At 58.4% G+C, this 14,249-nt stretch carries 12 protein-coding genes; 3 read left to right on the top strand and 9 right to left on the bottom strand.

Annotated features, from left to right (window positions below; genetic code table 11):
- The 3 genes from JFU47_RS29475 to JFU47_RS29485 form a co-directional block, all read right to left on the bottom strand.
- On the bottom strand, window positions 1-1,329 hold the full coding sequence (locus JFU47_RS29475; RefSeq protein ID WP_201187682.1) for a glycosyltransferase family 2 protein: 1,329 nt from the start codon (window positions 1,327-1,329) through the stop codon (window positions 1-3).
- Window positions 1,330-1,334: 5 nt separating this feature from the next.
- Complete coding sequence (locus JFU47_RS29480; RefSeq protein ID WP_201187684.1) at window positions 1,335-2,723, bottom strand: TackOD1 domain-containing metal-binding protein; 1,389 nt, start codon at window positions 2,721-2,723, stop codon at window positions 1,335-1,337.
- Window positions 2,724-3,205: 482 nt separating this feature from the next.
- Window positions 3,206-4,096, bottom strand: a complete 891-nt coding sequence (locus JFU47_RS29485) for a LysR family transcriptional regulator (RefSeq protein WP_201187687.1) — start codon at window positions 4,094-4,096, stop codon at window positions 3,206-3,208.
- 134 nt (window positions 4,097-4,230) lie between these two features.
- Here JFU47_RS29485 and JFU47_RS29490 point away from each other — a divergent pair, with 134 nt between their 5' ends.
- Window positions 4,231-5,661 carry an MFS transporter gene (locus JFU47_RS29490; protein ID WP_201187689.1) on the top strand — a complete coding sequence of 477 codons (1,431 nt, stop codon included), beginning with the start codon at window positions 4,231-4,233 and terminating at the stop codon, window positions 5,659-5,661.
- A gap of 13 nt (window positions 5,662-5,674) precedes the next feature.
- Here the strand turns inward: JFU47_RS29490 and JFU47_RS29495 are convergent, their stop codons facing one another.
- The 3 genes from JFU47_RS29495 to JFU47_RS29505 all read right to left on the bottom strand — a co-directional run bounded on the left by JFU47_RS29495 (window position 5,675) and on the right by JFU47_RS29505 (window position 8,642).
- Window positions 5,675-6,115, bottom strand: coding sequence for a cupin domain-containing protein (locus JFU47_RS29495; RefSeq protein ID WP_140681416.1), 441 nt, complete (start codon window positions 6,113-6,115; stop codon window positions 5,675-5,677).
- Between the two features lie 580 nt (window positions 6,116-6,695).
- On the bottom strand, window positions 6,696-7,631 hold the full coding sequence (locus JFU47_RS29500) for a Ppx/GppA family phosphatase (RefSeq protein WP_201187691.1): 936 nt from the start codon (window positions 7,629-7,631) through the stop codon (window positions 6,696-6,698).
- A gap of 192 nt (window positions 7,632-7,823) precedes the next feature.
- Window positions 7,824-8,642 (bottom strand): CHAD domain-containing protein, encoded by an 819-nt coding sequence (locus tag JFU47_RS29505; protein WP_201187693.1) that lies wholly within the window; start codon window positions 8,640-8,642, stop codon window positions 7,824-7,826.
- 92 nt (window positions 8,643-8,734) lie between these two features.
- On the opposite strand from JFU47_RS29505, the gene JFU47_RS33335 reads away from it, so the two are divergent.
- Window positions 8,735-8,857: a hypothetical protein gene (locus tag JFU47_RS33335; protein WP_274610031.1), complete on the top strand. Its 123-nt coding sequence runs from the start codon at window positions 8,735-8,737 to the stop codon at window positions 8,855-8,857.
- 57 nt (window positions 8,858-8,914) lie between these two features.
- On the opposite strand, the gene JFU47_RS29510 is transcribed toward JFU47_RS33335, so the two are convergent.
- The 3 genes from JFU47_RS29510 to JFU47_RS29520 form a co-directional block, all read right to left on the bottom strand.
- Entirely contained in the window at window positions 8,915-10,318 is a 1,404-nt protein-coding gene (locus tag JFU47_RS29510; protein WP_201187695.1) for an MFS transporter, read from the bottom strand.
- Window positions 10,319-10,942: 624 nt separating this feature from the next.
- Window positions 10,943-11,380, bottom strand: a complete 438-nt coding sequence (locus JFU47_RS29515) for a DUF1801 domain-containing protein (protein ID WP_201188522.1) — start codon at window positions 11,378-11,380, stop codon at window positions 10,943-10,945.
- Window positions 11,381-11,422: 42 nt separating this feature from the next.
- Window positions 11,423-11,659: a hypothetical protein gene (locus tag JFU47_RS29520; RefSeq protein ID WP_201187697.1), complete on the bottom strand. Its 237-nt coding sequence runs from the start codon at window positions 11,657-11,659 to the stop codon at window positions 11,423-11,425.
- 172 nt (window positions 11,660-11,831) lie between these two features.
- Between JFU47_RS29520 and JFU47_RS29525 the strand changes: the two genes are divergently transcribed.
- Window positions 11,832-13,595, top strand: coding sequence for an L-lactate permease (locus tag JFU47_RS29525; RefSeq protein WP_201187699.1), 1,764 nt, complete (start codon window positions 11,832-11,834; stop codon window positions 13,593-13,595).
- Window positions 13,596-14,249 lie beyond the last annotated feature (654 nt).

Below are 14,249 nucleotides of genomic sequence, written 5' to 3' on the forward strand. Positions count from 1 at the left end.
TCAAAACCTCGTGGCTCGTTTAAGCACCCACCACGGCGCCATCGAGCTTTCTTCGTGGCCCCGACGAAAGATCTCGTTGAGCATGGCCACTGCGCTCCAGCACCTCAGGAGTAGCATGAACAGCGGGAAGAAAGGCACCAACAACCCCAGGGTCATGTCCTTTGCAGGTCGGTCGGACACCATCAACAACATGGCGGCGAATAACATCGCGGTGATCGTCAGGTACAGCGCATAGATCAGTACAAACAGGAACAACAGCGTCTTGCCCGGCAGAACAAATAACGCCAGCAAGGTGTAGCTGAAGATGAGGAACGGCAGCACCAGCTGAAAAAAGAAGCCGCTGAGCAGGATCATCAGAAAGGTCGGCCAGCCCAACAAGCTGGGGTTGATGTTGTGGTTATGCTTTCTGATGTACAGAAAAAACAGGTCGCCATCCCAGCGCAAGCGTTGCATCAGAAACTGACTGAGCGTCGACGGTGCATCGGTGTGTCCAATCGCTTCCGGCTCGAAGGGAATCCTCAAGTCGTGTCGCTTGAAGTAACTTTTGATGCGCAACGTCAGGTCCAGATCCTCCGCGGTGTGCGTGTTCCAGCCACCGATTTTCACCAGAAAGCTGCGACGAAATGCCCCGAAGGCCCCCGAGACGTTATTGACCAGGTTCCATTCGGCCAGACCGATTTTCGACATGTGGATGGATAACAGGTATTCCAGCGCCTGCATCGCCGTCACCCAGGAAGCCCAGACATTGCGTACTCGCAGACTACCGGCAACCGCAGGCACCGATGGGTCCTCGAAATGGCGCACGATGGAGCTGACCATGTTGTTGTCGAAGGACGTATCACCGTCGAGCGCCATCACGATTTCACCGCCGGCAAGCGACAGGCCGGCGTTCAATGACGACACCCGCCCGCCCCTTTGCCACTTGGCGATCGGGCGCAAATGGCGTCTGGGGTACAACTGCGGATCCACGTAGAAACTGCGCACGGCGCTGAGCGTCGGCTGGTTCACCGTGGCCCCGTCCACCACCGGAATCATCTCGATGTGTCCGGGGTACGTCTGCTCGCACAGACTTAACAGCGTGGTCTGGACATCCATCCCTTCGCTGTAGCAGGTAATGATGCAAGAGACCTTGGGCCGATAGACACTGATCTTCGGCACGCGGGTGCGTCGACGTGTGAACCAGCGCAATACACCCAGCATCACCATGATCATCAGGGGCAATTCAAAGATCAGAAACAAGGGGAAAAGCATGAAAAACAACCGGCTCAAACCATCCGGCCCCATGAGCCCGTTGAGTGCGTTGAGGAGTTGCTCCAGGAAAGGGCTCATGGCGGTCACGCCAACTCACTGGCGAGTCGGGCCAGTAGTAGTTCGCCATCTTCCTGCTCGAGTAGATCCTGGGGCGCCGTGATGCTGACGACACGCAAGGAAATGTCACTGACCTCCGGTGCTGAAAACAATTCGGCGACCCGACTCAAGCGTTGCTTGACGGTTTCCAGGCCCTTGCCATCGGTATGGGGAAGCATGATCCAGAAGTACTCTTCGGTACTTCGAGAGCAGCGGTCTGTTTCCCTGACGGTTTCCTTCAACCGATCAGCCACGCTATCGATGAAGGCATGGCCGTGGTGTTCACCCAGGCGAGTCAACGTACCGGCCAGGTTGACGAAGCGCAGACCGAGCAGTGAGAAGGCAGGCGACTGGTAGCGGCGTACGACCTGCATCTGCCAGGTCAGCAGGTCATAGAAATCCTTGCCGCCTAACAGATTGAGTCGACCGAAGTGATGGACCGTTTGATCGCTGAACTCCTGACGGCAGCGGAAACGGCCGGCCTCGGCCAGGCGGAAATCCCTGACCTCGCGTACTCGCAACTTGTCAGGTGTGTGTGACAGGCCGCAATCCAGGCAGCGCGCCTGCACGTCGGCATCGACAAAAAACGCCTGACATGACCGACAGCGATAGTTCTCCATCGGGCGGTCGTAATCACTGCCGATATGGCGCAACCGGTTCAAGCAGTTGGGGCACAACAACACCCCGTCTTTGAGAAAGTTTTCCTGTGGCCCCACATGCCCACAGGTAAAGCAGTGCAATGAAGGCTGCCGTGAAATGTCCAGGGCCTGGCATTCGGCACACACATCAATGTAATTGAGCCGGCCCGAGCCACACTCCGAACACAGGCGAACGCGATCGACCAGAACCCCCTCCTCCAGCCAGTCCTGTTGCGCCATCAAACTGAGCCAGACAAACGAGTTGACCTGCTCGTTATCAGCGAGGGCATCCAGCAACGGATAGCGATAATGTTGAGGCACCTCCGGGTCTCGAAGGGCAAAGATCTGGGCGTTGTCGCGCAACCACAACCATGAAAGCACCCGACTTTCAAAACGCTCGGGGGCAGAACCCCGTTTGAACAACCTGTAGCGTTCTTGCCACACCCCCCAGAGGGTTCTTATTTCGCTGGATTCGACAGGGCACGCGCCATCACCCAAGGCTTCACACCAGCCGTTCTGATCACGGCAACAGTAAATGAGGCTGTAGCGATAAGGGTGAAGGGTGCGCAACTTTCGAAGCACCCGCCCGGAGTAAACCGCTGGCAGGTCCAGCAGCACCACATCGAATGCGGGGGCAGCCAACAAGCTGCCCAGATCGGCGAAGTGCTCAAGCTCCGGAATATTCAAGCTTGGAACTCTATTACCCAGTACCGCAATCCGTGGAGTTGGAGTCGGCATGACGCACGGCCTCTGCAGACAGACAAGTACGATTAAGAGGAGTTAGAAACACTAGCACCGCATCAGAAAAACGTCAGTATTATTATGAAGTTATTTTTTGATATATAGCCCGCCAATATTTCGCCATTAACCTTAATTGGATCCCGTCTTACTCATCGCGTTACAGCTCGGAAAATCGCCCGTTCATCACAAAAAATAATCATTTATATTTCATCATGTTATACACACTAAGTAACTCAAGCATTACAACTATACTCATTACTAGTTAATGGCCACCATTGATAGCGTTGCACCATTTAATGGTATCAGCAGTTAATTCCCATTTACAAAAATGTCTTTCAGCTACCGCCTATTTATTAATAAGTTCAAAGTGTTTTTATACTAAAACTACTCACGTATAGAACCAGAACAGTCATGAAATAGTTACACAAGTGAAACATCATCGTTTCGATAATGAACATGAGATCAAATCTGACAATTTTTTACTCAGAACAAACCTCTCGAAGGCAGCCCCGCAACCAGCGATGCACAGGGTCGGCCTCCAGCCGCGGATGCCAGAGCATGGCGACGGTGAACGCCGGCAGAGACAACGGCAGTGCAAAGCTATGCATGCCGGTGCGCAGACTGGCGGTGTGGCGTTCGGGAACGCTGGCGATCAGATCAGTGGCCCGGGCGAGCGCCAGCGCAGTAGAGAAGCCGGCAACGATTGTTGCTATGTGCCGCTCCAGTTCCTGGAGCTCAAGGGCTTCATCAATGGGTCCCTTGTCGAGCCCCCGCCGAGAGATGCTGATGTGGCTGCCCGCCGCATAACGCGCGGGGGTCATCTCGCCTTCGCTCAGTGGATGCCCCATTCGCACAACACCAATAAAACGATCCCGAAACAAGCCCTGGGTACGCAACTCCGGCCCTGCGGTCTTCCCCACCACACCTGTTTCCAGATCGGCCGTCCCGTCGCGCAGTGACGTGCTGTCTTTATCGGGCTTATGCATGAAGCGCAGCCGCACGCCAGGGGCTTGCTCGGCGATGCGCGCAATCAGGTCCGCGCCAAAATTCTCGACAAAGCCTTCACTGGTGCGCAGCGTGAACGTGCGGCTCAGCTGTTTGAGGTCGGGTTGCTCGGCTGGCCGAAGGACCGCTTCTGCGTCCTGCACCAGTTGACTCACCCGCTCGCGCAGTTCGAGCGCTCGCGGGGTGGGCACCAGACCGCGCCCGGCCCTGACCAACAGCGGATCGCCGATGGTTTCACGCAATCGCGCCAGTGCCCGACTCATGGCCGACGGGCTCAGCCGCAAGCGTTTGGCGGCGCGCGCCACGCTGCCTTCGGCAAGCAACACATCAAGGGTGATCAGCAAGTTGAAATCGGGAGTGGACATGCGGCGCTCCGTGGCAGAGTGATATGGCGTTGAACGCACGTATCAAGTGCAAACGGTGCGCCTTCCGCCATGTTAGGCCGGGGCGTAGCTTTCTGATAGCTCCGCTTCGGGAGTGGCCAGAAAAGAGGGACACAATGAAGTCAATCAGTGCAGTCGCAGAGCGTGCGCAACAGACACCATCGGTTCGGTGGGCGCTGGCCAGTCTTTCGCTGTCGATGCTGCTGTCCTCGCTCGGCACCAGCATCGCCAATGTGGGTTTACCGACCCTGGCGCAGGTGTTCAACGCCTCCTTCCAGCACGTGCAGTGGATCGTCCTCGCCTATCTTCTGGCCATCACCACCCTGATTGTCAGCGTCGGTCGGCTCGGTGATCTGACTGGCCGCCGGCGGCTGCTTTTGGCCGGCATCGGTTTATTCACCCTGGCGTCGGCCCTGTGCGGCTTTGCGCCCACGCTCTGGATGCTGATTGGCGCCCGGGCGCTGCAGGGCATCGGTGCGGCAATCATGATGGCGCTGACCATGGCCTTTGTCGGCGAGACGGTGACGAAGGCAAAAACCGGCAGCGCCATGGGCTTGCTCGGGACGATGTCGGCGATTGGCACCGCGATGGGGCCGTCGCTCGGCGGCCTGCTGATTGGCGGGTTTGGCTGGCAGGCGATCTTCCTCATCACCGTGCCGCTGGGCTTGCTGACGTTAGTGCTCGCGCATCGCTACTTGCCCGCCGATCGCCAGAAGCCCAAGACCGCTCGCGCCGGCTTCGACCCCCTGGGCACGCTGCTGCTGGCGTTGACGCTCGCCGCTTATGCGCTGGCCATGACCCTTGGGCGAGGCAGCTTCGGGCCGATCAACATCGCCTTGCTGTTGGCGGCGGGCGGCGGCGCCTGCCTCTTTGTATTCACCGAGGCTCGAGTCACCTCACCGTTGATTCGATTGGCGATGTTCCGTGATCCCGTGCTCAGCGGCAGCCTCGCCATGAGCCTGCTCGTCGCGACTGTGATGATGGCGACGCTCGTGGTCGGGCCCTTCTATCTCGCGCATGGGCTGGGGCTCGATGCGGTTCTGGTTGGACTGGTCTTGTCGGTCGGGCCGTTTGTCGCGGCACTGACCGGTGTGCCCGCAGGCCGTATTGCCGACCGCTTTGGCGCCCAACGCATGACGCTCGCCGGCCTCGCAGCAATGGCGACTGGATGCCTCACGCTGTCGGTGCTGCCGGAGACGTTCGGCATCGGCGGCTATCTCTTGCCCATGGTCGTGATAACCCTCGGCTATGCCCTGTTCCAGACGGCCAACAACACGGCGGTCATGGCGGATGTTCAGCCGGACCAGCGAGGCGTCATTTCCGGCATGCTCAACCTGTCGCGCAATCTGGGGCTCATCACCGGTGCGTCCGTCCTGGGCGCGGTGTTCGCGCTCGCGTCGGCCTCGGTCGACATTGCAACGGCGCGACCCGAAGCGGTTGCCAGCGGTCTGCGGATCACCTTCGCCGTGGCGCTGGTGCTGATCGCTGTCGCACTGGCCATCGCGCCAGGAAGCCGCACGTTGGCAGTGCGTCGTGACCGCCGGTAAGCCGACAGGTCGTTTACTTTTCCAGCACGACCAGTGGCGTGTCTTTCTTCACAATGTACGTCGCCAGCTCAGACGCTTTGCTCGCGCCAACGTTCTTCGCCACGTGCGCGGTGCCTGCGGGGATGTACAAGGAATCGCCAGCCTTGAGCGTTACAGGAGGCTGACCTTCGAGTTGATATTCAAACGTGCCTTCAATCACGTGGGCCACTTCCACCCCGGGATGCGAATGCTTGGGGGACACCACACCCGGCTCGAAATCAACGAGGACCTGGATCACCTCACGCCCGGAGACGTCGAGGTCCTTGCGCAGCAGATCGGTGCGGTGAAGACCCGCCTGCCAGCTTTTTACAGCAGGCGCCTCTTCAGCTTGAGAGAGACCCGCGAAAGCGGTGAGTGCCGCGGCAACGGCGACGCCGAGCATGCCAGCGGAGATACGGTGGTTGAAACGGGACATGGCATTTCTCCAATCTGTGCGCGGGAATGCGCACGGAACTTGCCGCGGATGCGGTGGCTCTATTTGGAGGCCGCCATGTATCGTGCAAGTGTCGCCAAGGCCCTGGTTTTGTATGCGAAGGTAGCTGCCGGCACGCTGGATACGTTGCGATACAAACCGGTACTGCGGACACGAAAAAGCCCGCACAAGGCGGGCTTTGTAAATCGAGTAGGTGGCCGGCGCTGGTCTCCGGCTTACAAGGTTTATCAGGCCTCCCACAGAACAGTTTTGTGCTGTCCTGCTTCACACGGCATAAGGGCTGGATCTCAGCGCGGAGATCTTTCTAACCGTGTACCCTTCGGAACGCGCCCCACGTTTCCTCGCCATCCGCTTGCGCATCAGTCTGCGTCTTCACCTACACCTTCAAGCGTAGTACAAACTCCAAAGCGCAAGGGGGGCTTTTTAGAACGATTTTGCCCTGTGGGAAGTGCGGCAGGATGGAAAAACACTAACGCCCTGATGCGATCGCGAATTTCCTGAAGGGCATGACGAAAAGGCTCATGTCGCTGGCCGTCATCGAGGCAAGGTTGCTACGGGCTGCTCAGTGTTTACTCATCAGACCATGCAGAACGCCGAACCTCAGACCCGGTTCGGAAGGCATCATATGCGAGACACCAAACACCTTGAATGCCGCCAGCATAAGCACCAGACCTCCAGGCAAGATACTTTGGCGATGGGTTTGCAAGCCCGCCAGGCCGAGCTGTTTGACATGCCCCACTTCAAGCAGGCGCAACGACAAACGCAACAGGCCGCTGTAGGTGATGCCGCTTTCACCATGGTCGTTCAGCCCGTTGGCCTTGAGGACTTTGGCCAGCATCCGTGCGGTGCCCGAAGAGCCAATCACCTGCTGCCAACCCAACGCGCGATAACGACGTGCCACTTTTTCAAATTGTAGGGTGGCTACGCGCTCAGCTTCCAGGAGCGCCTGAGCCGTGATACAGCCCCCCTGAAAGTAACGCGCGCCGAAGGTGCCGCTGCCCATGGCAATACTCTCGGTCATCAAGGGCTGAGCGCCCTGCCCCAGAATCAATTCAGTGGAGCCGCCACCGATATCCACGACCAGTCGCCTGCTTTCGGTACCGGGTATCGTATGGGCAACACCGGCGTACACCAGTCGGGCCTCTTCGTGCCCAGAGATGACGTCAATCCGAAACCCCAGGTGCTGCTCCGCGCTGGCTAAAAACAGTTGCGCATTGTCGGCTTCGCGCACGGCACTGGTCGCCACTGCCCGCACACGACCAGCCTCGAAGCCGCGTAACTTTTTGCCGAATCGCGCGAGCGCTTGCCATCCCCGATCCAGAGCCAACTCGTCCAGCGCGCCACCTTGAAACCCCTCCACCAAACGGACAGGCTCACGCAGGGTTTTCACTTCCTGAATCACGAACCCCTGACGCCGTCTGACTGACTGGCCGATCATCATGCGAAACGCATTGGAACCAAGGTCAATGGCTGCAAATAGAGAGGCGTCTCCTTTCATGGCGGGATTCCTTGCAAGCTGAGCGCGCTAGGCGGTTTGCGAGGATCTTGCCATGGGATCGATGACGCTAAGATGACACCCTCTACCCTTTACGAATAAGCAGACACCAGGATCGCGGGTCTTGAGGATGTGATCTTCAAAGGACGCAAAAAATGTGTCATCGCGCTGTAACCTTCGACAGCAATACTCAGGCTATACAACGCGTGCTCGTTCTTCCGCTGCCACTTTAGGCGGCTTTTTTTTGCCTGATGATTTTGGCAGCAGTTTTGCCAACCCGACCAATTGGGTCTCGGCTTTTTCGAGAGCGGTCGCTGCGCAGCTCTGCCATATCTTTTCCAGCGGGCGCAGGTCGGATTCGTTCAGCACCTTTTGGCACCACTGATAATGGTCATGCCATGAACCCAAAGCCGATTGCAGTGCCTTGAGTGCACTCGCCGCTTTACGCGAGAGCGGTGAAAGCTTGGGAAACGCTTCCGTGAGGTAGCGCGTGCGCTTGACCAGGATTCTCAATTCGTGCCGATCAAATTCAGCGTCATCCACGGCAGCATGCAGCCGGTCAATCTGCTTTTTCAGTGCTTTTTCAATTTGAGGTTGGATGTGCTTTAAACCGCCGTTGACTTCCATTGATCGAAAAATGGAAGGCCACTCATCCAATTGAATGAACAAGTTGTTGAGGTGTGGGCTTTTCAGAATCCTGGAGTAGTGAGAGTCCAAACGCGCTTTTCTGGGCTGAGCCAGGCCAGGAAAGCCCCTGCCCTCCAATTCCTGAATCATCACCTCCAGATCTCGAGCAGGCGTGGTCAGCCTTCCCACTTCAGCCGCAGCATTGTTCAGCACCACCGTCGCGCTCAGGGTGCGCATCGGTCGAAGCAAACTCCTGATACGCCTCACGGCGATCCTGAGATCATGCAACGCTTCGCTATCAGTTCGTGCCTCCAACCGAACACGGGCGTGATACAGGGCAACCTGAAGGGCCAATATCTCAGCAACGAACTTGTCGACGAAGGCCATTCGGTCATCTCATAGAAACGGGATTGACACGAGCGTAGCAGAAGCGTCCGTCACCGAATATTGACCATCTCAACCGTTGCCAGGCGACATCGGTGACCACGCAAAAGAAACAATCTGCGCAACCACCGGCCGAACCGGTCGAGGCGGATGTCTGGGTGCCCTTCCAGCTGATCATGCCGGAGCAAGTGGCCGTCTTTGAGCAACGCTACAAATAGCGTCAAACAGGCGAATGACCTGCCGACGAAAAGTCAGCAGGCCAATCGCGTCGTCGTTTACAGGTCGGTGATTTCCTTATGGCGTGGCACCAGCACCTTCATCACGCTCCATGCCACCAGATAGGCCAGGGCACAGATGGCAAACATGATCATGTAGCCGGTATGGATATCGCCGATCAGTTTGTAATGGTCGATCACCCAGCCACCGGTCTTGGTCATCACGACGCCGCCCAAGCCGCCGGCCAAACCGCCAATGCCAACCACCGACGCGATGGATTTTTGCGGGAACATGTCAGACACGGTGGTGAAGATGTTGCACGACCACGCCTGGTGCGCCGATGCGCCCACGCCGATCAGCAGCACCGGCACCCAGAAACTGATGTAACCGAATGGCTGCGCCAGCAGTACCAGCAGCGGGAAGAAAGCGATCACCAGCATGGCTTTCATACGACCGTCATACGGCGCGTCGCCGCGTGACATGAAATAGCTCGGGAACCAGCCGCCGCCGATGCTGCCCACCATGGTCATGCTGTACAACACGGCCAGCGGCAACACGATGGCCTGGCCCTTCATGCCGTATTGCGCCGACAGATAGGTCGGAAGCCAGAACAGGAAGAACCACCACACGCCATCGGTCATGAATTTGCCAAAGGCAAAGGCCCAGGTCTGGCGGTAGGTCAGCAACTTGAACCACGATACTTTTTTGGCAGCGGCACCCGAGTCTGTGCCGGTGATCGCTTGTGCGCCCTGATCGCTGCGTATGTAGGCCAGCTCTTGCACCGACAGGCGTTTTTGCTGCTCCGGTTTTTCGTACAGCGCAATCCACACCGCCACCCAAATGAAGCCCAACGCACCGATCACGATGAACGCCGCTTCCCAGCCCCACAGGCCGGCAATCAGTGGCACGCTGATCGGCGCCAGCACCGCGCCCACATTGGCGCCGGAGTTGAAGATACCGGTGGCGAATGAACGCTCCTTCTTCGGGAAGTATTCGGCGGTGGCCTTGATCGCAATCGGGAAGTTACCCGCTTCACCGATCGCCAGCACGGCACGCGCCAGCATGAAACCTGCGATCGAAACCGGGATGACGGCAAGGCCCAAGGCGCTGCTGATGCTGGCAATACCCTCGCCCATCGGCTCCGCAAAGGCGTGCATGATCGCGCCGGTCGACCAGATGCCGATCGCTACCACATAGGCGGTCTTGGTGCCGATCTTGTCAACGAAGCGGCCGGCGAACAGCATGGAAATCGCGTACACAAACTGAAAGACAGAGGCGATGTTCGCGTAATCGGTGTTACTCCAGCCAAATTGCGTCGACAGATCCGGCGCCAACAGACTCAGTACCTGGCGGTCCAGGTAATTGACGGTGGTGGCAAAAAACAACAGCGCGCAGATCGTCCAGCGGTACTTGCCGACGGCCTGGCCGATTCGTTGCGGATTGATGGGCTCGTTCAGATTCATGGCATCACTTTATTGTTGGATTATGGTGATGATCTCTCGGTTTCAAGCGAGATCAATGGTGTCGTAGGGCATCGCCAAAACGCGATGGGTCCACGCCACTGTATTGCGGGCTCGAAAATGGGTACTCCATGCTCAGCGGCTGGAGTTGGACATTTGGCAAGAGCTATCGGGCGTTTGGTGGGACAGTTGTATGTGACAGGCCTGACCGTGGGGATGGGCAAACAGTCGAGGTCGAACCATAAGAAGCGGCATTCAGGGAGGCGCGCAGGCGGGTTGAATTCATGATGGGGCCGACACTCGTTTTTATTTTTAGTGTTTAACAGCCGATGATCGTCTGTCGTCGTACAACCATGTCTTTTATATCGAGTTCACTACCGGGCTGTCAATCTGAAAAATTGCCGTTCGTCTCCACAAAGGCTGCCCGCCAGAATTCTGATTACGTCCATAAGACGTAGCCTGTGGGCCACATAACGTTTGAATTTATCGGGTGTAGCCAGCAGGATATGGAGGTTTTGAAGTTCAAACATCGTTGTACGACAACGCACTTCAAAGCTCATGACGAGAGACATCAATAGAGGTCATCTCATCAGAGTGCTTTTCGACGGACAGGTCGGCGAAGACGAATCAGGATTTCGCAGCCGGTTTGCTGCGAGCGGCCGCTGTCGATAGGTTGAGCGCCACGGCGGCGAGGATCAGCGCCTTCAAGGCTTTCTCATCAAGCGTGTCGCCCTCATGCAAATCAATGGCACGTCGGGTGTTGCCTTCGAGGCTGGCGTTGAAGAGGCCGCAAGGGTCTTCCAGCGAGGCGCCCTTGGCAAACGTCAGCTTCACGACCTGCTTGTATGTCTCGCCGGTGCAGATGATTCCGGCGTGCGACCACACTGGAACCCCCCGCCACTTCCATTCCTCGACCACGTCGGGGTCGGCCTGCTGGATGAGCGTTCGGACCCGAGCGAGCGTTTCGCCCCGCCAATCGCCCAGCTCCTTGATTCGCGCGTCTATCCGCTGAGAGGCCGAAGCGCCCCCCTCTTCTTCCGTAGCACCGACCTGCTCTTTCTTCATGGTGGTTGTCGCCTTCTTCATGAGGGTGTCCAAAGCCCGGCATTACAGGGTTCTTTGACCGTTCCCGACGTCCCTTGCGCTTTTGATTCCCCAGTCAAAGGCGTCTTCCATGTCGAGCAGATGCGGGGATGGTTTGTTGTCCTCCTCGATAACCGTGCCGTCCGGCCGGTAAACACCGATGAACATCTTCAGCGAGCCGTCCCTCAATATCTCGGCTTTGACCTCGATCCTGCATCCGTTCGACAGCGTTTCCTTGTGGTGCATATGGCGTTCAGTCATGGCTGCATTTCTCCCGTCGTTGAAGTCCGAGTAGCGCATTTACCCATTGGCCATGTTAGCTCAGTGCGGCCCACTCAAAGGCCTGCCAGGACAGCGGCTTAATGCCACCTATACTAGAAGCCACCGCCCCCACGGGGTCTGCACTCCCAACAATAAAAAGCAGAGGTGGAACATGGTCTGGCAGCAAATCTACGATCCGTTCGGTAACCCGATACTTTCAACCCTCATGGCAGCAGTGCCGGTCGTGGTGATGCTGGCAGCCCTGGCGTTTTTCCATATCAAAGCGCATCTGGCCGCATTGATGGCCCTGGCGTCTGCGCTGGTGATCGCGATCTTCGCCTTCGGCATGCCGGCGAACATGGCCGGCTCGGCCGCACTGTACGGCGCCGCCAACGGCTTGCTGCCCATTGGCTGGATTGTGCTCAACATCATCTTCCTGCATCGGCTGACCACCGAGAACGGCTCGTTCAAAGTGCTGCAGGATTCCCTGGCACGCATCACCGACGATCGACGCCTGCAATTGCTGCTGATTGCTTTCTGCTTCGGTGCTTTCTTCGAAGGGGCCGCAGGCTTCGGTACGCCGGTGGCGGTGACCGGGGCGATTCTGATCGGGTTGGGCTTCTCGCCACTGGCCGCGTCTGGCCTGGCGTTGATCGCCAACACCGCGCCCGTGGCGTTCGGTGCGCTGGGCACGCCGATCATCACCCTGGCCAAGGTGACCGGGCTGGATGAAATGGAGCTGTCGATGATGGTCGGCCGGCAATTGCCGTTCTTCTCGGTGATCGTGCCGTTCTGGTTGATCTGGGCCTTCGCCGGCTGGCGCAAGATGCTGGAAATCTGGCCGCCGATTCTGGTGGCCGGCGTCAGTTTCGCCGTGCCGCAGTTCCTGGTGTCCAACTACCACGGGCCGATGCTGGTGGACGTGATTGCCGCGCTGATTTCCATGGCCTGCCTGACCGGTTTCCTCAGAGTCTGGAAACCCGCCACCGTGCATACCTCCGCCGCGCTGTCCGGGCGCGTCGACAACTCCAAAATTGCCGAAGAGCATGACGAAAAACTCGTCGCCAGCGCGGCCTTTGCCAGCGATGCCAAGCCTGCGGTGATGCGCGCGTGGATGCCGTGGATCATCCTCACTGTGTTCGTGTTCGCCTGGGGCACCCAGGGTTTCAAAAACATGTTCGATACACGCCCGGCGATTGATCCGGCCACCAATTCGGCCAAGCTCGACCCTCAAGGCAAACCGGTGCGCGAAGCGAACCCGATCTTCGCTCCGATCGTGACGTTCACCACGATCCACCAGCAGATCGAAAAGGTCCCGCCTGTAGTGCCCGCGCCTAAAACCGAGGACGCGGTGTACAAGTTCACCTGGTTCACCAGCACCGGTAGCGGCATCCTTCTGTCGGCGATCCTCGGCGGGTTGCTGATGGGTTATTCCATTCCGCAACTGATCAAACAATACGTGCGAACGCTGTGGGTGGTGCGCTATTCACTGATCACCATTACCGCCATGCTCGCCCTCGGTTTCCTCACCCGCTACTCGGGCCTGGACGCGACCATGGGCCTGGCCTTCGCCGCGACGGGCATCTTTTACCCCATGTTCGGCACCCTGCTCGGCTGGCTCGGCGTGGCGTTGACCGGCTCGGATACGGCGTCAAACGTGCTGTTCGGTGGCTTGCAACGGGTAACCGCGGAGCAATTGGGCCTCAGCCCGGTGTTGATGGCCGCCGCCAACAGTTCCGGCGGGGTCATGGGCAAGATGGTCGACGCGCAGTCGATCGTGGTGGCCTCCACCGCCACCCGCTGGTACGGGCATGAAGGGGAAATCCTGCGTTATGTGTTTTTCCACTCGATCATCCTGGCCATTCTGGTCGGTGGTTTGGTGACGTTGCAGGCGTATGTGGCGCCGTTCAGTCATATGGTTGTTGGTGGGCATTGATTGATGTAGTTCGGGATGGGATGGGATGGGATGGGATGGGGGCCATATCCGTTTTACAGTAACGGCTACTTAGGGTTCCGCCCTTACGGCGGGTCACTTGGAGAAGCGCCAAGTAACCAAACGCTCGTGCCCCTGACGTACGGTGCCTCGCCTAGGCTCGGCATGCCCTCGCTCCGGTCCTGCTCCGTGGGCCCGCCGCCATCGGCCATCCATGGCCGGGGGCGGCTACCGCGGCATCCTTGCCGCGGTGCCCACTGCGCAGAACCTCCGCTCGGCCTTCCGATGGGGCAAGGAGATCAAAAGCTAAAGCGAGGCGGCCTACCGGCCGGCCTATCCTTCGAGCCCGCTCCCGCAGTTCATCGGCGGCGCATCCCCAATCCCGTGCCCGGCAAAAATCCAAATGTGGGAGCGAGCCTGCTCGCGAAGGCGGACTCGCATCCACTTTTGATGTCGACTGACACGACCCCTTCGCGAGCAGGCTCGCTCCCACATAAAGCAGATCGGTGTACAGCTTTTGCTTTTCACCACTCAATAGGCCGAGCGCAGGTTCTGCGCAGTGGGCAACCCGGCATGGATGGCCGATGGCGGCGGGCCCACGGAGCAGGACCACAGCGAGGCACCGAACGAAATGTATAGTCAGCCCATCTTCTGCCA

The sequence above is a fragment of the Pseudomonas sp. TH39(2020) genome (assembly GCF_016650715.1).
Classification (GTDB): Bacteria; Pseudomonadota; Gammaproteobacteria; order Pseudomonadales; family Pseudomonadaceae; genus Aquipseudomonas; species Aquipseudomonas mandelii_C.